Raw genomic sequence first — 19,136 nt, 5'->3', positions numbered from 1 at the left:
CGCATTATTTCGATTGTCAATTGCACTGATTTCGATCTCTAATAAGTCATGACATTGTGGCAACCAGATCCCGCGCTCATCCGGCGGCCAGCCTATCAATCGCTGGCAGACCAGTTCGCGCGTGCCATCCATGACGGGCGCCTCGCCAATGGCGCCCGTCTGCCCACGCATCGCCGCCTGGCCGATGACCTCAAACTGTCGGTGCAAACGGTCAGCCGCGCCTATGAGGAACTGATCCGGCGCGGCCTGATTTCGGGCGAGATCGGTCGTGGCAGCTTTGTCCAGACGCAGCGCCGCGAACCGGAGCCGCCCTACCTGCCGGAGCGTCTCGGCGAGGTCATCGACCTGTCCATCCTGAAGCCGGTCTGCGAGCCTATGCATCTGGAGCGGTTGAAGCAGGCGCTGGGCTGGCTCGCCGAAAACCTGCCGTCGAGTTCGGCGCTGTCCTTCCGGCCCAACATGGTGTTTCCGCGCCACCGTGCCGTGGCGGTCGAATGGCTGAAACTGTGCGGGCTCGAGGCCTCGGCGCAGAACATCAGCCTGACCAACGGCGCCACCGCCGGCATGACGGTGGCGCTGATGAGCGTGGCGCCGCCGGGATCGACCGTCGCCACCGAGGCGATCGGCCATCACACGCTGGTGCCGCTGGCGCGCTATCTCGGCTTCAACCTCGAAGGCCTGCCGATCGACGACAATGGCCTGATCCCGGAAGCGCTGGACGAAGCCTGCAGGCTTTCCGATATCCGCGCCGTGTTTGTGCAGCCCTCCGTGATCAATCCGACGGCAACGCTGATGGATGCGGCTCGGCGCGCCGAGATCGCCGCGGTCGCGCGCAAGCACGACATCGCCATCATCGAGAACGATGTGCTGGGGCCGCTGGTCGAGGACCGGCCGCCGCCGGTTGCCGCCTTCGCCCCGGAGCGCACGCTCTACGTCACCTCTTTCACCAAGATCACCGTGCCCGGCCTGCGCATCGGCTATCTCGCCGCGCCCGACCGCTATGTCGCCGCCGTCGCCAACCGGCACCTGGTCTCCAACTGGATGGCAACGCCACTGGTGGCCGAGATCGCCACCAAATGGGTGACCGACGGCACCGCGATGGAACTCGTCCGCTGGCAGCGCACGGCCCTGCGGCGGCGGCAGGATATCGCAGCGGAGGTGCTTGCCGGGATCGACTATCGCGCCCGGCGCGACGGGCTGCACGTCTGGCTGCAGCTGCCCGACGACCGCGCCGAAGAGGGCTTTGTCGCCCAGGCCCGGCTGCAGGGCGTGGCGATCGCCCCTGGCACATCCTTCCGCATTTCGGATGCGCCCTGGCATCCGGCTGTCCGTATCTCGCTGGGCTCGACCACCGAAGGGGAACTGCGCGCCGGTCTCGGCGTTGTCACCAAGCTCTTGCTTGGCGATCCGGAGCATCTGCTGCTGGCGATTTAGGCCGACTATGCTTCGAAATTGTGCGGAATCAGAATAATTGTCATGATATTATTTTCCCAATTGACATGATTTGGCGCGTTCCGCATCGTTAAGGGCACAGGCTTCTCCAGCACGGGGAAATTCATTTGTCCGCACCCATCATCAAGGTCGATGCCATTTCGAAGAGCTTCGGCGCCTTCAAGGTGCTGGACGGCCTGTCGATGCAGGTCATGCCGCGCGAGAAGCTGGCCCTGATCGGCCCCTCCGGCTCGGGCAAGACGACGATCCTGCGCATCCTGATGACGCTGGAGCGCATCGACGGCGGTCACATCCAGATCGAGGGCGAGCATCTTTACCACATGGAGCGCAACGGCCAGCTGCTGCCGGCCGACGAGCGGCATCTGGCGCGGATGCGCCAGAAGATCGGCATGGTCTTCCAGCTGTTCAACCTGTTTCCACACAAGAGCGTCATCGACAATGTGACGCTGGCGCCGATGCTGACCAAGGGCACGCCGCGCGCTGCCGCCGAGAAGCGGGCAATGGAGCTGCTCGACATGGTCGGCATGGCCGACAAGGCCAAGGCGATGCCGGCGCAACTGTCCGGCGGCCAGAAGCAGCGTGTGGCGATCGCCAGGGCACTCGCTCTGCAGCCCAAGATCATGCTGTTCGACGAGGTGACATCGGCGCTAGATCCGGAGCTGGTCGAGGAGGTGTTGAACGTCTTGTGGCGGCTCTGCGCCGAGACCGACATGACGATGCTGCTGGTCACTCATGAGATGGGCTTCGCCCACGACTTCGCCGACCGGGTGCTGTTCTTCGATCGCGGCAAGATCGTCGAGGAAGGCAAGCCCGACGAGATTTTCCGTCATCCCAAGCAGGAGCGCACGCAAGGCTTCCTGAAGAAGATCATCGCGGCTGGACATCGCGTCTGACCGCCATGCCTGAGGGAGGGCGAAGCCGTCCCGCAATCAAAACCAAAATGACAAAACCAAAAAACAAGGAGTTGGGAACAATGAAGAAACTTGGCATTCTGGCCGGCGTCGCCGGCCTTGCACTGACGGCGGTGCTGGCCGCCTCGATTCCGGGCTCGGCTGACGACAGCAAGCTCGAGCAGCTCAAGTCGCAGGGCTTCGCCCGCCTCGCCATCGCCAATGAACCGCCCTATACGGCGGTCGCCGCCGACGGCAAGGTTTCGGGCGCCGCGCCCGACGTGGCGCGCGAGATCTTCAAGCGGCTGGGCGTCGCCGATGTCGTTGCCTCGATCTCGGAATATGGCGCCATGATCCCCGGCCTGCAGGCCGGTCGCTTCGATGTCGTCACCGCCGGCCTGTTCATGAAGCCGGAGCGTTGCGCCGCGGTCGCCTATTCCGAACCGGTGCTGTGCGACGCCGAGGCGATGCTGGTGAAGAAGGGCAATCCGAAGGGCTTCAAGAGCTACGAGGACGTCGCCAAGGACACGTCCGCCACCATCGGCGCGCCCGGCGGCGGCACCGAGGAGAAACTGGCGCTCAACGCCGGCGTGCCGCGCGAACGTGTCATCGTCGTGCCGGACGGCCAGAGCGGCCTGAAGATGGTTCAGGATGGCCGCATCGACGCGTATTCGCTGCCGGTCCTGTCGATCAACGATCTGATGAAAAAGGCCAATGATCCGAACCTAGAGGTCATCGCGCCGGTGCAGGGCGCGCCGGTCTATTGCGATGGCGCCGCCTTCAAGAAGGGCGACGAGGCGTTGCGCGATGCCTTTGATGTCGAACTCGCCAAGATGAAGAAGTCGGGCGATTTCGCCAAGATCATCGAGCCGTACGGCTTCTCGGCTGCAGCGGCGATGTCGACGACGCGCGAGAAGCTCTGCGCCGCGAAGTGATTTTTGCCTTCTCCCCGTTCACGGGGAGAAGGTGTCACGAAGTGACGGATGAGGGGCGGCGCCGAGTTTGGAGAAGCTAGCGCTGCCCTGATCTGCCTGCCGGCACCTTCTCCCCGTGAACGGGGAGAAGGCTCCTAAACCAAACGTTGGAAACCTCGAATTACATGACCCAGTGGTCCGGCTATTTCGGCCTGATATTGCAGGGAGCGCTTGTCACCATCGAGCTGACGCTGATGGGGTCGGTGCTTGCCCTGATCATGGCCTTTCTGGCCGGCATGGGGCGACTGTCGCGCTTCTTCGCGCTGCGCGCGCTTGCCACCGCCTATATCGAATTCTTCCGCGGCACGTCGATCTTCGTGCAGCTGTTCTTCGCCTATTTCGTGTTGCCCTTGGTGGGTTTCGAACTGACCCCGCTGCAGGCCGGCGTGCTGGCGCTCGGCCTGAATGTCGGCGCCTATGCCGCCGAAGTGGTGCGCGGCGCGGTGCAATCGATCGGCCGCGAACAGCATGAAGCCTGCATCGCGCTCAATCTCGGCCGCTGGCAAGGCCTGCGCCACGTCATCCTGCCGCAGGCGTTTCTGGTGATGCTGCCGACCTTCGGCAACAACGCCATCGAATTGCTCAAGGCGACATCGGTCGTCTCTCTCATCTCGCTCGCGGATCTCACCTTCCAGGCGCAGGTGGTGCGCGCCCAGACCGGCAACACCATGGTGCCGTTCGCAACCATCCTGGTCATCTATTTCATCCTGGCGCTGCTCATCTCGTGGGGCGTGCGCTCGCTGGAGCGCCGCATGGCGCGCGGCCTTGACGGAGTGCGTGTCTGATGGCCGGGGCGCGCTGATGGCAAGGGTTCGCTGATGGATTGGGATTGGGATTTTGTCCTGCAGATCCTGCCGACGCTGATCCAGGGGGTGAAGATCACCATCCTGGCGACGCTGCTCGGCTCGGTGCTGGCGGCGATCGTCGGGCTGGGCATTGCGCTGGCGCGCCGCTCGCCCAACAAGGTGCTGTCGCGTACCGTCGGCTGGGCGGCCGAATTCATCCGCGGCACACCGCTCCTGGTGCAGCTCTATTTCATCTTCTACGTGCTGCCCGACATCGGCATTCTTCTGCCGCCGCTCGTTGCCGGTGTCATCGGGCTTGGGCTGCATTACGGCACCTACACGGCGGAGGTCTACCGCGCCGGCATCGACAATGTACCGCGCGGCCAGTGGGAGGCCGCCAAGGCCTGCAACCTCAACGCCCGGCAGACCTGGACGCACATCATCATCCCGCAGGCCATCCCACCGATGATACCGGCGCTGGCCAACTATTTCATCGCCATGTTCAAGGAGACGCCGCTGCTTTCGGCGATCACCGTACTGGAGCTGATGAACCAGGCGAAAAGCGTCGCCAACACCTACTATCGTTATCTGGAGCCGATCACGCTGGTTGGCGCCTTCTTCCTCGCCATCAGTCTTTGTTCGGTCGTGCTGCTGCGCTGGCTGGAGCGTCGTTACGGCAAGATCGAGAGGTAACCGATGAAACCCTTGCCCGAAATCACAGTCCATCCGAAGCGGCCATTGCTCGATGATCGTCCGCTCGACAAGCGTATCGGCCTGATCATCCTGGCCACGGATCACACCAGCGAACCGGACTTTCGCCGCATGGTCGCGAGCGAGCGCATCGGCGTCTATGTCGCGCGCATCCCTTATGCCAATCCGACAACGCCGGAAAACCTGCGCAAGATGCAGCCGGCGCTGACGGCAGGCGCGGCATTGATCCTGCCTGACGAAAAGCTCGACGCGATCTGCTATTCCTGCACCTCGGCCTCGGTGGTGATCGGCGATGCCGAAATCGAGACGGCAATCCAGGCCGCCAAACCAGGCATTCCCGTGGTCACGCCGCCGATGGCAGGCGTGCGCGGGCTGCACGCCTTCGGCGTGCGTCGTATCAGCATCCTGACGCCCTACTCCGTCGAAACCTCCATGCCGATGGCGACGTATTTCGCGGCGCGTGGCTTCGAGATCGCCAGCTTCACCTGTCTCGGCTTTGAGGACGATCGCGAGATGGCGCGGATTCCGCCGGCAGCGCTTGTCGATCTCGCGCGGCAAGTGATCCACCCGCAGGCCGACGCCTTGTTCGTGTCCTGCACGGCGTTGCGCGGTGCGCTTGCAGTCACAGGGATGGAACAGGTGATCGGTCGCCCGGTGATCACCAGCAACCAGGCCAGCGCCTGGAATTGTCTGCGGCTGTGTGGCGACGACACAGCCCATCCTGAATTCGGCCGTCTGATGACGCTGCCTTTGCCGCGCGACTGACCACAATGGCGACAGTGACCCTGAGCGATATCCATGCCGCGCGCGAGCGAATTCACAACAAGGTCGAGCGGACACCAACCGTCACGTCCCAGAGCCTTTCGGAACGCTTTGGCGTGCCGGTTTACCTCAAGCTCGAGCACCGCCAGACCACCGGTAGCTTCAAACTGCGTGGCGCCTCGAATGCCGTCGCCTCGCTCAGCGCGGGAGAGATGACGCGCGGTGTCGTTGCTGCCTCGACCGGCAATCACGGTCGGGCACTGGCGCACGCGGCGAAACTCGAAGGCATGCGCGCCGTGATCTGCATGTCGCGTCTGGTGCCCCGGAACAAGCTCGACGAAATCCGCCGGCTCGGCGCCGAGGTCCACATCGTCGGCAACAGCCAGGACGACGCGCAGCAGGAGGTCGAGCGGCTGGTGGCGCAGGAGGGGCTGGTGATGCTACCGCCCTTCGATCATCCCGCCATCATCGCCGGGCAAGGCACGCTCGGGCTGGAGATGATCGAGCAGGTCCCGGATGCCGATCTCGTTCTCGTGCAGCTCTCCGGCGGTGGTTTGGCCGCCGGCGTTGCCGCAGCGGTGAAGGCTGTCAGCCCCGGGACAAAAATCATCGGGGTTTCGATGGCGCGGGGTGCCGCGATGAAAGCGAGCCTCGATGCCGGCCACCCCGTTCTCGTGGAGGAATTGCCGACGCTCGCGGATTCGCTCGGCGGCGGCATCGGCCTCGACAACAGGCTGACTTTCGCCATGTGCCGTGACCTGCTCGACGATGTCATTCTGCTCAGCGAGGACGAGATCGCCGCCGGCATCCGCCATGCCTACGAACAGGAACGCGAGGTCGTCGAGGGTGCCGGCGCGGTCGGCATCGCCGCCCTGCTCGCCGGCAAGGTCAAGGCTGGCGGGCCTGTGACCGTTTTGCTCTCGGGTCGCAACATCGACATGAACGCACATCGCAGGATCGTCTGCGGCGAGGCAGTCGGGGAGCGCACCGCATGAGCCGTATGACGATCCTTACCGAAGCAGAATTGCGCGAGATCGTGACGCTCGACCTCGACGCCATTACCTGCGTCGAAAACGCTTTTCGCGCGCTCGCCACCTTGCCGGTGGCGATGCCGCCGATCCTGCGGCTCGATATCCCCGAGAATCGCGGCGAGGTCGACGTGAAGTCCGCCTACGTACCCGGTATCGACGGCTTCGCCGTCAAGATCAGCTCCGGCTTCTTCGACAATCCAAAACTCGGCCTGCCGAGCGGTGGCGGCATGATGGTGCTGCTTTCGGCAAAGACGGGTGTGGTCGAGGCGCTGCTGCTCGACAATGGCTACCTGACCGATGTCCGCACCGCCGCGGCAGGCGCGGTCGCGGCGAAGCATCTGTCGCGCGAAGACTCCACCGTAGCGGCGATCTTCGGCGCCGGTTTGCAGGCAGGTTTGCAATTGGAGGCACTGCGCCTTGTCAGGCCGATCAAGGAAGCACGCATCTGGGCGCGCGATGCCGCCAAGGCCGAAGCCACCGCTGCCCGCTTGAGCGAAAGACTGGGCATTGTCGTGCGCGCCGAGCGTGACGCGCCAAGCGCCGTTGCCGGCGCCGACATCGTCGTTACCACCACGCCGTCGACCGAGCCGCTGATCAAGGCCGGCTTCGTGTCCGCCGGCCAGCACATCACCGCCATGGGCTCGGACGCCGAGCACAAGAACGAGATCGCGCCTGCGATCCTGCGCATGGCCGATCTCTATGTCGCTGATAGCGCCCGCCAGACACGGCGGCTGGGCGAACTCCACCATGCGATCGCGGCGGGAGTGATGGCGGCTGATGCTGAAGTCATCGAACTCGGCCAGATCATCGCCGGCGTCAAACATGGCCGGCGCTCGGCCAGCGACATCACCATCGCTGATCTCACCGGCACTGGCGTGCAGGACACCGCGATCGCCACGCTCGCCCGCGATCGCGCGCGGGCGACCAGCTCCGGAACCATTTTTGAAAGCTGATGCTGGCCGCAGGAGCATGGTCCGGAAAAGTGGAAGCCGGTTTTCCGAAAAAGATCATGCGCAAGCTCCAACAAACGAGGACCCAGAACAATGCAACCAAACCTGAAATTCTCGCGCGGCGAATTTGCCGATCGCCTCGCGAAAACGCGGAAAGCCATGGAGGTCAAGGGCATCGATCTCCTTGTTGTCAGCGACCCCTCCAACATGGCCTGGCTGACCGGCTATGACGGCTGGTCGTTCTATGTGCACCAGGCGGTCATCGTGCCGCCGTCGGGCGAGCCGGTGTGGTATGGCCGAGGCCAGGACGCCAATGGCGCCAAACGCACCGCCTATCTCGCGCATGACAACATCGTCGGCTACGCCGACCACTACGTGCAGTCGACCGAACGCCACCCGATGGACTTCCTGTCCAGCGTGTTGGCCGATCGCGGTTGGGGCAAGCTCACCATCGGCGTCGAGATGGACAATTACTGGTTCTCAGCCGCCGCGTTCGCCTCGCTGCAGAAGCATCTGCCCAATGCCCGCTTCGTCGATGCCACCGCCCTGGTCAACTGGCAGCGCGCGGTGAAGAGCCCGACCGAGATCGACTATATGCGCAAGGCCGCCCGCATCGTCGAAGCCATGCATCAGCGCATCGTCGACAGAATGGAAGTCGGCATGCGCAAATGCGACCTCGTCGCCGAGATCTATGACGCCGGCACGCGCGGCGTTGACGGTATCGGCGGCGACTATCCGGCGATCGTCCCGCTGCTGCCCTCGGGCGTGGACGCTTCGGCGCCGCACCTGACCTGGGACGACCAGCCGATGAAGCGGGGCGAGGGTACCTTCTTCGAGATCGCCGGCTGCTACAACCGCTACCATTGCCCGCTGTCGCGCACCGTCTTCCTCGGCAAACCGACGCAGGAATTTCTCGATGCCGAGAAAGCGACGCTGGAAGGCATGGAGGCCGGGCTGGCGGCCGCAAAGCCCGGCAACGCCTGCGAGGACATTGCCAACGCCTTCTTCGCCGTCCTGAAGAAATACGGCATCGTCAAGGACAATCGTACCGGCTACTCGATCGGCCTGTCCTATCCACCGGATTGGGGCGAGCGCACAATGAGCCTGCGCCCCGGCGACCGCACCGAACTCAAGCCCGGCATGACCTTCCATTTCATGACCGGCCTGTGGCTGGAGACGATGGGCCTGGAAATCACCGAATCCATCTTGATCACCGAAACCGGTGTAGAGTGCCTGGCCAATGTGCCGCGCAAACTGGTGGTGAAGAATTGAGCCCGCTGTCCAGCCTCCGCCCGTCGCCGATCGCACCGACCGTCGATTTCGACCGCGACGGTGTCCAGCACGGTTTCCTGCGCCTGCCCTACAGCCGAGACGACTCTGCCTGGGGTTCGGTGATGATCCCGATCTGCGTCATCCGCAATGGCAAGGGACCGGCGGCGTTGCTTTCCGGCGGCAACCATGGCGACGAGTATGAAGGGCCGCTGGCGCTCTACGATCTCGCCCGTACGCTCGATCCCGCGCAAGTCAGCGGTACGGTGATCATCGTGCCGGCAATGAACTATCCGGCTTTCAGAGCCGGCACGCGGACATCGCCGATCGACAAAGGCAACATGAACCGCAGCTTTCCCGGCCGGCCGGATGGTACGGTGACAGAGAAGATCGCCGACTATTTCCAGCGCGAATTGCTGCCCCGCGCCGACATCGTGTTCGATTTTCACTCTGGTGGAAAGACGCTGGACTTCGTCCCGTTCTGCGCCGCGCACACTTTGCCCGACAAGGCGCTCGAGCAGAAAGCCTTCGATGCGGTGGCGGCATTCTCTGCCCCGTTCTCGATGCGTATGATCGAGATCGATGCCGTCGGCATGTACGACACGGCAGCGGAGGAAATGGGCAAGGTGTTCGTCAGCACCGAGCTTGGTGGCGGCGGTACCTCACGCGCGCAAACGGTGCGGATCGCGCGGCGCGGCATTCTCAATGTGTTGCGCCATGCCGGCATTGTTGCCGGTGCGGTCGAGAAGGGCAGAACTCAGTGGCTGGACATGCCGTCCGGCGATTGCTTCTCCTTCGCCGAGGACGACGGCATGATCGAGACCATGGTCGATCTCGGCGAGCCCGTCCAGGAAGGCTCGGTTCTGGCGCGCATCCACTCCGTTGGCCGCACCGGCATCGCTCCGCTGGAAATCCGGGCAAAAATGTCGGGCATGCTGGCAGCGCGGCATTTTCCAGGGCTGGTCAAGGCCGGCGACTGCGCGGCGGTGGTTGCCGTGCAGGTCGATTGATCAATCGGTTTTTGCTCGAACAAGAAAGACGGCCTGCATATTGCGCGACAGGCCTGAGGCCGCGATCGGACCGCCCGTCGTGGCCCCTTCCGACAGTTCCGGTGGGAGGCTATCCGCTCGCTGGGCTGTTCTGGGAATAGATTTTCCCGGCACATGGAAATCAAAATTAACGAGAGACAGACAAAGTAGGCATGGGCGGGTTGGAATCCCCGCTCCGGTGCCATTGCTGGCCGGGCGCAATGGCGACGATCGTTCAAGGCACGGGGCGCTTGGTCTGAATCATGAAGTCTTCGACTGGAGAGCATTATCCGGCGCTGGACCATATTCGTGGCCTTGCGGCTTTTCTGGTCTTCACCTGGCATTTCCTTCACCAGTCTCCCGATGGTCCGGTTCCTTATGGCTTCGTGCCGGCTTTACCCATCTTCAGCCTGCTGGATGAAGGAAACACCGGCGTTTCACTGTTCATGGCGCTCTCCGGTTATCTGTTCGCCAAGCTTCTCGATGGAAAACAAGTCAGGTATCTGCCCTTCTTTGTCAACCGAGCGCTGAGGCTGCTTCCGCTTTTGCTGGCCGTGATAGCAATCGAGGCTTGCCGCAGATATGAGGCGGGCCAGCCCCTGGGCGAGTATTTCACCGATGTTGGCAAGGGGTTGATTTTCCCGACTCTTCCGAGCGGCGGCTGGTCGATAACCGTGGAAGCCCACTTCTACATTCTGCTGCCGTTCCTGCTGATGGCGTCCAGACGCTTCCTGTTCGCGCCCTTGCTATTCATCGCGGCAGCGATTTTGCTGAGGTCGGCGCTCTACGTGCATCTCGGCGAGGTGCAGTTGGCGGCGGCCTGGACCATCATAGGCCATGCCGATCAGTTTCTGGCCGGCATTCTCGCTTTTCATCTCCGTGCCCATGCCAAAGATCGGCACTGGCTGGCATTGGTCGTTCTCATGGCATTTTCGGGGTTCTTCTGGTGGTTCGATGCCGCCGGCGGATTTTACCAGCTTCGGGGTTATCCGTCGCCCCATTCGATATGGATCATACTGCCAACGCTGGAGGCGGCGGCCTATTCCTTCGGCATTGCCTACTACGACACAAGTTTTCCAAGGAAGCGAACCAGCCTGCCTTTCAAGGTCGTGGAGAAGGCAGGCGCTTACAGCTACTCGATCTACCTTCTGCACCTGTTCTTCGTCATGCAGCTTGCCGCGTTCATAAACACGAACGTCATGAATATCAGCAACTTCTACCTTGCTTGCGTCTGGTCCGGCCTGTGCTTCCTGGCGACGATCCCGATCGGCTATCTCAGCTACACCTGTGTCGAAGCGCCGTTCTTGCGCATGCGTATGCGATACACGGAGCCGGCAAGCGCCGATCCGATCCCGGTTGGGCAGCCAGCCGCCGCAGCTTAAGGACGCCGGCAGTCGGCGCCAGACTGCAATCGGACCCCGCTCGTACACGAGGATACTTATATCCCCAGTGCTTTTCCACTAGGCTGGATATCGCGTGTCAGGGGAGCATCGATTGCGCGGATTTTCCGAAGGCCTGATTGGGAGGCCGCAGACCGTGGCCGAGCAGGTTGCCAATGTCCTGCGCGAGGCCATAGCCAGCGGGACGCTGAAGGCGGGAACCGCGCTGCGTCAGGACGACTTGGCCGAGCAGTTCGGCTTCAGCCGCATGCCGATTCGAGACGCCCTTCGCCAATTGGAGGCGGAGGGCATTGTCTCCATCCATCCGACCAAGGGCGCGCATGTCGCCCGCATGGATGGCGCCGAAATCAGCGAGATCTACGCCGTGCGCGAATTGCTCGAGTGCGAAGCGCTGCGGCTGTCCGTGCCCGTCTTGTCCGGCGGCAAGCTCGACGAGGCCGAACAGGCGCTCGATCAGATCGATGCGGAGCGCAATATCGGCCGCTGGGGTGCCCTGAACCGCACCTTTCATCTGTCGCTCTACAATGCCTGCGGCAACCGGCGTCTGCTCGGCCTGATCGAGGCGCATCACAACGCCGCCGATCGCTATGTCCGCATCCTCTTATCGAACCTCGACTATCGTGCGCGCTCGCAGAGCGAGCATCGCGATCTGTTGGCCGCCTGCCGCCAGCGCGACGGCAAGACGGCCGTGAGCATTCTGCGGCGGCATCTGCGCGAAGGAAGCGAGACGCTCGTCAAAGCGATAGAGGGTGGCGGTCTGTCGCGAAAAATACGAGCCCCGACAGGCAATGCCGAGGGCTGATCGATGCCGGCACGCCAGGTGCAGTTGCATCAATATCCGTTAGCTGCCACATATTGCAACATCAATGCCCCGCGAGGATCGCCATGTCTCCCGTCAGTCACTTGCCGGCGCGCGCCCTTGCCCCGCGCCGCCACGATGAGATCTTCAGGCGGCTCAGCGCCCAGGGTTCCGTCAGCGTCGCCGAACTGGCCGAGTTCTTCGATGTCTCGCGCGAAACCATCCGCCGTGACCTGAAGCTGCTTGCGGACCAGGGCCGGCTTGGCATCGTGCATGGCGGTGCCGCCCGCTTCGAGCCGAGTGAACCGGCGATGAGCTTGCGCAGCCAGGAAAATACCCCAGGCAAGGCGGCAATCGGCAAGGCGGCCGCTGGCCTGGTCAAGGACGGAATGGTTGTCTTCCTCGATTCCGGCACCACCACTTTTGCTGTCGCGCAGGCCATGGCCGGCCTGCGCGATCTCACCATTTGCACCGCCAGCCTGAAGATCGCACTGCATCTGTGCCATGTCCCCGGCATGCGCGTGCACATGCTGGGTGGCGAGATCGATCCGGGCGAGGAAGCGGCTTCCGGCATCGACACGCTCGATGCCATGGCCCGCTTTCGCGTCGACATCGCCTTTCTGGGCGGCGGTGCCCTGTCGCCGGAGGGAGAGGTGACCGACTTCACTCGCGCCGGGGCCGAGCAGCGTGGCCGCATGATCGCGCTCGGCGGCAAGGCCTATTTCGTGCTCGACAGCAGCAAGTTCGGCAAGCTGACGCCGCTCAGGATCCCAAACTTCGACCGCGCTGCCGGAGTGATCGTCGACGCCAGTCCCGAACCGGCGCTTGTCGAAGCACTTTCGCAAAAGGGGCCTGAGCTCATCGTGGCAATGCTGATGTGATATTTTGTGATTTTTTGAGTTGATATTTGACTTTCCTGTGTTAGTGTGCCGGCCATTCCTCACATGGCGGAACGCTCATGGCACATGAATTTCCCTCCCAGGCACGGGTTGTCGTTGTCGGCGGCGGCATTATCGGCTGTTCGGTCGCCTATCATCTGACCAGGCTTGGTTGGACCGATGTCGTCCTGCTCGAGCAGGGCCAACTCAGCGGCGGCACCACCTGGCATGCCGCCGGCCTGGTCGGGCAGTTACGCAGCCACTCCAACATGACCAGCCTGATCCGCTATTCCACGCAGCTCTACAGCGAACTGGAGGCCGAGACCGGTCTTGCCACCGGCTGGAAGAATTGCGGCTCGCTGTCGGTGGCGCGTACCGCCGACCGGATGACAGTGCTGAAGCGCACGGCCGCTTCGGCCCGTGCTCAAGGGGTGGAGATCGATGTCATCTCGCCCAGGGAAGCCGGAAATCTATGGCCGGTGATGGCGACGGACGATCTGGTCGGCGCCGTCTGGTTGCCGGGCGACGGCAAGGCCAATCCAACGGATCTGACGCAATCGCTGGCCAAGGGCGCTCGTAACCGCGGGGCGAAAATCTTCGAGCGGGTCAAGGTCACCGGCATCAGCGTCAGGAACGGCGTCGTCCGTGGCGTCGAGACGGATCGCGGCGACATCGCGGCCGAGATCGTCGTCAACTGCGCCGGTCAATGGGCGCGCAAGGTCGGGCTGATGTGCGGAGTCTCGGTGCCGCTGCACTCGGCCGAGCACATGTACATCGTCACCGGCAGGATCGAGGGCGTGCATCCGGATCTGCCTGTCATGCGTGACCCCGACGGCTTCATCTACTTCAAGGAAGAGGTAGGCGGCCTGGTCATGGGCGGCTTCGAGCCGCATGCCAAGCCATGGGGCATGAACGGCATTCCCGAAAATTTCGAATTCGCGCTGCTACCGGACGATTGGGACCAGTTCGAGATCCTGATGGAAAACGCGCTGGTCCGCGTGCCGCAATTGGCTGAGACCGAGGTCAAGAAATTCTACAACGGCCCTGAGAGCTTCACGCCGGACAACAACTTCATCCTGGGCGAGGCGCCGGAGCTGAAGAATTTCTATGTCGGCGCCGGCTTCAACTCGATGGGCATTGCCAGCGCCGGCGGCGCGGGCAGGGCGCTCGCCGAATGGATCGTCAACGGCGCGCCGACCATGGATCTCTGGCCGGTCGATATCAGGCGCTTCGCCTCCTTCAACAACAATCCGCGCTGGCTGCATGACCGGGTCAAGGAGACGCTCGGCCTGCACTACGCCATGCCTTGGCCGAACCGCGAACTGGATACCGCAAGGCCGTTCCGCCGCTCGCCACTCTATGACCGGCTCGCCGCCAAGGGTGCCTGCTTCGGCTCCAAGATGGGATGGGAGCGCGCCAACTGGTTCGCGGCCCCGGGAGAGAAGGCCGAGAATGACTATGCCTTTGGCTGCCAGAACTGGCACGAGGCGGTCCGGCGCGAGATGAAAGCGACGCGCGAAGCCGTCGCCATCTTCGACCAGACCTCCTTCGCCAAGCTTCTTGTCCAGGGCCTTGACGCCTGCGCGGTGCTCAACCGGATCTGCGCCGGCAATATCGACGTGCCGGTGGGCACCTCGGTTTACACCGGTGTGCTCAACGCGCGCGGTGGCTATGAAAGCGATCTCACCGTGATGCGGCTTGCCACGGAAAAATTCCTCATTGTCACCGGCTCGGCGCAAGCGGTCCACGACGCCGACTGGATCGTCAAGAACATCCCATCCGATGCCCATGCGATCCTGACCGACGTCACCTCGTCCTATGCGGTGCTGGCTGTGATGGGCCCCCGCTCGCGCGGCCTCCTCGGCAAATTGTCGTCGGCAGACCTTTCCAATGCCGGTTTCCCCTTCTCCACCATCCGCGAGATCGATATCGGCTACGCCACCGCCTATGCCAATCGCATGACCTATGTCGGAGAACTCGGCTGGGAACTGATCGTGCCGACCGAGTTCGCCGTCGGCGTCTACGAGGCGCTGCATGAAGCGGGCCGTGAATTTGGGCTGATCGATGCCGGTTACTACGCACTCGACGCCTTGCGCATCGAAAAGGGTTTTCGCGCCTGGGGCAGGGAATTGACGCCTGATATCAATCCCTGGCAGGCCGGGCTTGGCTTCGCTGTCACCATGGACAAGCCGGGCGGCTTCATCGGCCGCGATGCGCTGGTCGAGGCAAGGTTGTCGAAGGCACCGGCAAAACGGATCGTGCTGTTCACGCTGGACGATGCCGAGCCGATGCTGTGGGGCGGCGAACTGATCCTGCGCGACGGCAGGCCGGTCGGTGAGGTTCGCTCAGCCGCCTACGGCCACACGCTGGGCCGATCGGTGGCGCTCGGGCTGATCGAGAATGAAGCCGGCGTCGATGCCGCGTTCCTTGCCAGCGGGCGTTTCGAAATCGACCTTGCCGGCGTGCGCCATGCCGCCACAGCGCATCTGCGCAGCCCCTACGATCCGAAGTCGGAGCGGGTGAAGGCGGATGCGCTAGAGATCAGGGCCGCCGCTTAATCCGCCGACATCGAGCGCGCCATATCGAGAAAGGCACGCACGAGCTTTCCGCCGCTGCGCTCGCGCAGGCAGATCAGCGCTTCGTCCATCAGGGTTTCGGGTGCGTCGATGGTGATCGCCACCAGACGCGAATCCTGGCCGAACTCGGCCGCCGAGACAAAGCCGATGCCGGCACCCGAGGCCACGATCTCGCGGACGGCTTCGCGGCCCTCCGCCTCGATCACTGGCCTGAGTTCAACCTTCGACGCCGCGGCCAGGTCCTCGAGCTTCTGGCGCGTCTTCGAACCGCGCTCGCGCATGACAAGTGGTTCCTGCGCGAGTTGTTTCAGCGTCAGCGACTTCTTGCCCGACAGCGGATGGTCGATGGAGGTGAAGGCTATGATCGGCGTCGAATTCAGTTTCAGCACCTCGAAATCGCGCCCGGTCGGCACCTCGCCCAGCACGCCGATATCGGCATCGTAACTGTAGAGGCTGCTGATCACCGTCTCGGTGTTGCCGGCGCGCACCGAAACCTGGACGCCGGGATAGCGGGCCCGGAAGCTGCCGAGGATATGCAGCAAATGGTGCGCGGCATCGGCAACGATGCGCAGCGTGCCGGAACGCAACGCGCGCGACTCCGTCAGAAGTTCCAGCGCCTGCTGCTCGGTATCGAACATGCGATGGGTTATCTCGAGCAGTTTTTGGCCCGAATGGGTCAGCGTGACCTGCTTCTTGTTCCGGTTGAACAGCAGCACGTCATACTCTTCCTCCAGCTTGCGCACCTGATCCGATATGGCGGGCTGGGTCAGGAACAGCGCTTCGGCGGCCCGCGAAAAACCGCCGGAGATCGCTACTTGATGAAAGGCTCGCAGCTGGACATAGCGCATCTTTGTCACCTCGAGGCACCGGAATTGCGGGTAATCTACCATAAGCCTGGATTTTCAAAAGTCAGAAATGAACGATTTGGCTTATGTTGAAAAGGCGAACTTATCCGGCTTCACAACCGTGTCATGACCGGATGCGATTTGTATCGCGTGGCCCTCGCTGACTATCGTCAGAATCGATACTTCGATACAAAATAACGATTTTACAAATACGTCGTTCGGGCCAAGAATGAGGCCACATAAAAAGCAGCACCGATCTGTCGGAGGACACCATGCTCGCCGAGACGAAATTTGCCGCGGAGCCGCTGGCCAGGCCGGCGCTGGGCGAGCCGTATCTGCTGACCCCGGGCCCGCTCACCACGGCCTATTCGGTCAAGCAGGCGATGCTGCGCGACTGGGGATCCTGGGACGGCGACTTCCGTGCAATGACATCAGATATGCGCCGCCGCCTGCTGGCGCTGACCGGGGACGCGAACGACGAGTTTGATTGCGTGCCGATGCAAGGCAGCGGCTCCTTCTGTGTCGAGGCGATGCTGGGTTCGTTCGTGCCCAGGGACGGCAAGGTCCTGGTGCTGGCCAACGGCGCCTACGGCCTGCGTGCCGCGCAGACCATGCAATATCTCGGCCGCGCCTATACGCTGATCGACAAGGGCGACTACCTGCCGCCGCGCGGCGACGAGGTGGCGGCCGCTCTCGAGGCGGACCCCGCCATCACCCATGTCATCGCTATCCATTGCGAGACCAGCTCGGGCATCCTCAATCCGGTCGCCGAGATTGCCGAAGCGGTCCATGAAAAGGGCCGCAAGCTGCTGGTCGATTCCATGAGCGCCTTCGGCGCCGTTGCGCTCGACGTCAACGAAATCCGCTATGAGGCGATGGTTTCCTCTGCCAACAAATGCATCGAGGGTGTGCCGGGCTTCGGCTTCATCATCGCCCGCAAGAGCGAACTTGAAGCCGCCAAGGGCCGCAGCCATTCATTGTCGCTCGATGTCCATGCGCAATGGGCGCACATGAACAAGACAGGCCAGTGGCGCTACACCCCACCGACCCATGTCGTCGCCGCTTTCCTCGAAGCGCTGCGCCAGCACGAGGCCGAAGGCGGCGTCGCCGGCCGCGGCGCCCGCTACACCAGGAACCGTGACGTCATGGTTGCCGGCATGCGCGAGCTCGGCTTCGAGACGCTGCTCAGGGATCGCTGGCTGTCGCCGATCATCGTCACCTTCTTCAATCCGGCCCACGCCAACTTCGCCTTCGATCGTTTCTACGAACTGATGAAGGACAAGGGTTTCATCATCTATCCGGGCAAGCTGACGGTCGTGGATTCCTTCCGCGTTGGCTGCATCGGCCAGATGGACGAACATGTGATGCGCCGCGTCGTCGAGGCGGCGGCGCAATCGCTTGATGAAATGGGCGTCGACACCGCCGCCCCACCTGCCGCGGCAATCGCCGAGCGCGCCAAACTCGCCGCCTGACGCGGCCCGATTTTCGAGGATTTTCGATGAACCAGATGTCTCCCGTCAATGTCGCCGTCAACGGCCGCACCTACGCCTGGCCGCGCGTGCCGGCCATCGCCATCTGCCTTGACGGTTGCGAGCCGGCCTATCTCGACGAGGCGATCAAGGCCGGGCTGATGCCGGCTCTGGTCAGGATCAAGGAGAAGGGCACGGTGCGTTTCGCGCACTCGGTCATTCCGAGCTTCACCAACCCCAACAATCTGTCGATCGCCACTGGCCGTCCGCCGTCGGTGCATGGCATTTGCGGCAACTATCTCTACGAGCGCGAGACCGGCAGGGAAGTGATGATGAACGATCCGCGCTTCCTGCGCGCGCCGACGATCTTCCAGGCCTTCTACGATGCCGGCGCCAGGGTTGCCGTGGTTACCGCCAAGGACAAGTTGCGCGCGCTGCTCGGCAAGGGACTGGCTTTCGATGAAGGCCGCGCACTGTGCTTCTCGGCGGAAAAGTCCGACACCACCACCAAGGCCGAGCACGGCATCGACAATGCCTCCAAGCACTTCGGACTGCCGGTGCCTGAAGTCTATTCGGCCGAACTGTCGGAGTTCGTCTTTGCCGCCGGTGTCCAACTGCTCAAGGAATTCCGCCCCGACATCATGTACCTGACGACGACAGACTATGTGCAGCACAAATACGCGCCCGGCGTGCCCCAGGCCAACGCCTTCTACGAGATGTTCGACAAGTACCTGGCCGAACTCGATGCGCTGGGCGCGGCGATCGTCGTCACCGCCGACCATGGCATGAAGCCCAAGCATAAGGCGGACGGTTCGCCAGATGTGGTCTATGTCCAGGACCTGCTCGACGAGTGGCTCGGCAAGGATGCCGCCCGTGTCATCCTGCCGATCACCGACCCCTATGTCGTCCACCACGGCGCGCTCGGTTCCTTCGCCACCGCCTATCTGCCCGATGGCGCCGACCAGGCCGGCATCATGGCACGGCTCGCCAAGACAGACGGCATCATGCTGGTCGTCGACAGCCCGACCGCCTGCGAGCGCTTCGAGCTTCCTGCCGATAGGATCGGCGACATCGTGCTGATCTCGACCGAGAACAAGACAATCGGCACGTCGGAGCATCGCCATGATCTGGCGGCCCTCAACGAGCCGCTGCGCTCGCATGGCGGGCTGACCGAGCAAGAGGTGCCGTTCATCGTCAATCGTGTGCTGCCCGACCTGCCGAACGAGCCGACGCTGCGCAATTTCGACGCCTTCTACTATGCGACGATGGCGGCGGCGCTGGCGAGCTGAGTGAATTGGGCGCCAGCGGGTATGTGGC

The 19,136-nt window shown here is 63.1% G+C and carries 17 protein-coding genes; 16 read left to right on the top strand and 1 reads right to left on the bottom strand.

All coding sequences use genetic code 11. The features are described from left to right. Nucleotides 1–48: 48 nt before the first annotated feature. The 14 genes from FJ977_RS06135 to FJ977_RS06070 all read left to right on the top strand — a co-directional run bounded on the left by FJ977_RS06135 (nucleotide 49) and on the right by FJ977_RS06070 (nucleotide 15,487). The gene (locus FJ977_RS06135) at nucleotides 49–1,434 is read left to right on the top strand and encodes a PLP-dependent aminotransferase family protein (RefSeq protein ID WP_140769463.1); all 1,386 of its coding nucleotides are present in this window, start codon (nucleotides 49–51) and stop codon (nucleotides 1,432–1,434) included. Nucleotides 1,435–1,559: 125 nt separating this feature from the next. Continuing rightward, a complete protein-coding gene (gene ehuA, locus FJ977_RS06130; protein ID WP_274609139.1) occupies nucleotides 1,560–2,345 on the top strand; it encodes an ectoine/hydroxyectoine ABC transporter ATP-binding protein EhuA in 786 nt (261 codons plus the stop codon). Between the two features lie 80 nt (nucleotides 2,346–2,425). Next, nucleotides 2,426–3,277: an ectoine/hydroxyectoine ABC transporter substrate-binding protein EhuB gene (ehuB, locus tag FJ977_RS06125; RefSeq protein ID WP_140769459.1), complete on the top strand. Its 852-nt coding sequence runs from the start codon at nucleotides 2,426–2,428 to the stop codon at nucleotides 3,275–3,277. A 164-nt stretch (nucleotides 3,278–3,441) separates the two neighbouring features. Further along, a complete protein-coding gene (gene ehuC / locus FJ977_RS06120; protein WP_140769457.1) occupies nucleotides 3,442–4,101 on the top strand; it encodes an ectoine/hydroxyectoine ABC transporter permease subunit EhuC in 660 nt (219 codons plus the stop codon). 33 nt (nucleotides 4,102–4,134) lie between these two features. Continuing rightward, the gene (gene ehuD / locus FJ977_RS06115; RefSeq protein ID WP_140769455.1) at nucleotides 4,135–4,794 is read left to right on the top strand and encodes an ectoine/hydroxyectoine ABC transporter permease subunit EhuD; all 660 of its coding nucleotides are present in this window, start codon (nucleotides 4,135–4,137) and stop codon (nucleotides 4,792–4,794) included. Between the two features lie 3 nt (nucleotides 4,795–4,797). Beyond that, complete coding sequence (gene eutA, locus FJ977_RS06110; RefSeq protein ID WP_140769453.1) at nucleotides 4,798–5,577, top strand: ectoine utilization protein EutA; 780 nt, start codon at nucleotides 4,798–4,800, stop codon at nucleotides 5,575–5,577. 5 nt (nucleotides 5,578–5,582) lie between these two features. Further along, nucleotides 5,583–6,569: a hydroxyectoine utilization dehydratase EutB gene (gene eutB, locus FJ977_RS06105; RefSeq protein WP_140769451.1), complete on the top strand. Its 987-nt coding sequence runs from the start codon at nucleotides 5,583–5,585 to the stop codon at nucleotides 6,567–6,569. Further along, on the top strand, nucleotides 6,566–7,558 hold the full coding sequence (locus tag FJ977_RS06100; RefSeq protein WP_140769449.1) for a cyclodeaminase: 993 nt from the start codon (nucleotides 6,566–6,568) through the stop codon (nucleotides 7,556–7,558). Before eutB ends, FJ977_RS06100 begins: the two co-directional genes overlap by 4 nt. 90 nt (nucleotides 7,559–7,648) lie before the next feature. Beyond that, nucleotides 7,649–8,827, top strand: coding sequence for an ectoine hydrolase DoeA (gene doeA / locus FJ977_RS06095; protein WP_140769447.1), 1,179 nt, complete (start codon nucleotides 7,649–7,651; stop codon nucleotides 8,825–8,827). A 5-nt stretch (nucleotides 8,828–8,832) separates the two neighbouring features. Next, entirely contained in the window at nucleotides 8,833–9,834 is a 1,002-nt protein-coding gene (doeB, locus tag FJ977_RS06090) for a N(2)-acetyl-L-2,4-diaminobutanoate deacetylase DoeB (RefSeq protein WP_140769767.1), read from the top strand. Between the two features lie 281 nt (nucleotides 9,835–10,115). Further along, nucleotides 10,116–11,234, top strand: coding sequence for an acyltransferase (locus FJ977_RS06085; RefSeq protein ID WP_140769445.1), 1,119 nt, complete (start codon nucleotides 10,116–10,118; stop codon nucleotides 11,232–11,234). A 154-nt stretch (nucleotides 11,235–11,388) separates the two neighbouring features. Next, nucleotides 11,389–12,054 carry a GntR family transcriptional regulator gene (locus FJ977_RS06080; RefSeq protein ID WP_246682825.1) on the top strand — a complete coding sequence of 222 codons (666 nt, stop codon included), beginning with the start codon at nucleotides 11,389–11,391 and terminating at the stop codon, nucleotides 12,052–12,054. An 83-nt stretch (nucleotides 12,055–12,137) separates the two neighbouring features. Then, the gene (locus tag FJ977_RS06075) at nucleotides 12,138–12,932 is read left to right on the top strand and encodes a DeoR/GlpR family DNA-binding transcription regulator (RefSeq protein WP_140769443.1); all 795 of its coding nucleotides are present in this window, start codon (nucleotides 12,138–12,140) and stop codon (nucleotides 12,930–12,932) included. A 77-nt stretch (nucleotides 12,933–13,009) separates the two neighbouring features. After that, nucleotides 13,010–15,487: an FAD-dependent oxidoreductase gene (locus FJ977_RS06070; protein WP_140769441.1), complete on the top strand. Its 2,478-nt coding sequence runs from the start codon at nucleotides 13,010–13,012 to the stop codon at nucleotides 15,485–15,487. Here FJ977_RS06070 and FJ977_RS06065 read toward each other — a convergent pair. Then, nucleotides 15,484–16,353, bottom strand: coding sequence for a LysR substrate-binding domain-containing protein (locus FJ977_RS06065; RefSeq protein WP_140769439.1), 870 nt, complete (start codon nucleotides 16,351–16,353; stop codon nucleotides 15,484–15,486). The genes FJ977_RS06070 and FJ977_RS06065 overlap by 4 nt on opposite strands. Nucleotides 16,354–16,622: 269 nt before the next feature. Here FJ977_RS06065 and FJ977_RS06060 point away from each other — a divergent pair, with 269 nt between their 5' ends. Continuing rightward, nucleotides 16,623–17,822: a 2-aminoethylphosphonate--pyruvate transaminase gene (locus FJ977_RS06060; protein WP_140769437.1), complete on the top strand. Its 1,200-nt coding sequence runs from the start codon at nucleotides 16,623–16,625 to the stop codon at nucleotides 17,820–17,822. A gap of 26 nt (nucleotides 17,823–17,848) precedes the next feature. Next, nucleotides 17,849–19,108, top strand: coding sequence for a phosphonoacetate hydrolase (gene phnA / locus FJ977_RS06055; RefSeq protein ID WP_140769435.1), 1,260 nt, complete (start codon nucleotides 17,849–17,851; stop codon nucleotides 19,106–19,108). The last annotated feature ends 28 nt before the right edge of the window (nucleotides 19,109–19,136 follow it).

The organism is Mesorhizobium sp. B2-1-3A (assembly GCF_006442655.1).
Taxonomy (GTDB): Bacteria; Pseudomonadota; Alphaproteobacteria; order Rhizobiales; family Rhizobiaceae; genus Mesorhizobium.
The sequence above is the reverse complement of the archived record's forward strand: the minus strand, read 5'-3'. Positions and strand labels throughout refer to the sequence as shown.

Excerpts from the sequence above, each read along its gene's own strand:
- FJ977_RS06135 (WP_140769463.1), top strand. The coding sequence starts at position 49 with ATGACATTGTGGCAACCAGATCCCGCGCTCATCCGGCGGCCAGCCTAT.
- ehuB (WP_140769459.1), top strand. The coding sequence starts at position 2,426 with ATGAAGAAACTTGGCATTCTGGCCGGCGTCGCCGGCCTTGCACTGACG.
- ehuC (WP_140769457.1), top strand. The coding sequence starts at position 3,442 with ATGACCCAGTGGTCCGGCTATTTCGGCCTGATATTGCAGGGAGCGCTT.
- ehuD (WP_140769455.1), top strand. The coding sequence starts at position 4,135 with ATGGATTGGGATTGGGATTTTGTCCTGCAGATCCTGCCGACGCTGATC.
- eutA (WP_140769453.1), top strand. The coding sequence starts at position 4,798 with ATGAAACCCTTGCCCGAAATCACAGTCCATCCGAAGCGGCCATTGCTC.
- eutB (WP_140769451.1), top strand. The coding sequence starts at position 5,583 with ATGGCGACAGTGACCCTGAGCGATATCCATGCCGCGCGCGAGCGAATT.
- FJ977_RS06100 (WP_140769449.1), top strand. The coding sequence starts at position 6,566 with ATGAGCCGTATGACGATCCTTACCGAAGCAGAATTGCGCGAGATCGTG.
- doeA (WP_140769447.1), top strand. The coding sequence starts at position 7,649 with ATGCAACCAAACCTGAAATTCTCGCGCGGCGAATTTGCCGATCGCCTC.
- FJ977_RS06085 (WP_140769445.1), top strand. The coding sequence starts at position 10,116 with ATGAAGTCTTCGACTGGAGAGCATTATCCGGCGCTGGACCATATTCGT.
- FJ977_RS06075 (WP_140769443.1), top strand. The coding sequence starts at position 12,138 with ATGTCTCCCGTCAGTCACTTGCCGGCGCGCGCCCTTGCCCCGCGCCGC.
- FJ977_RS06070 (WP_140769441.1), top strand. The coding sequence starts at position 13,010 with ATGGCACATGAATTTCCCTCCCAGGCACGGGTTGTCGTTGTCGGCGGC.
- FJ977_RS06065 (WP_140769439.1), bottom strand. The coding sequence starts at position 16,353 with ATGCGCTATGTCCAGCTGCGAGCCTTTCATCAAGTAGCGATCTCCGGC.
- FJ977_RS06060 (WP_140769437.1), top strand. The coding sequence starts at position 16,623 with ATGCTCGCCGAGACGAAATTTGCCGCGGAGCCGCTGGCCAGGCCGGCG.
- phnA (WP_140769435.1), top strand. The coding sequence starts at position 17,849 with ATGAACCAGATGTCTCCCGTCAATGTCGCCGTCAACGGCCGCACCTAC.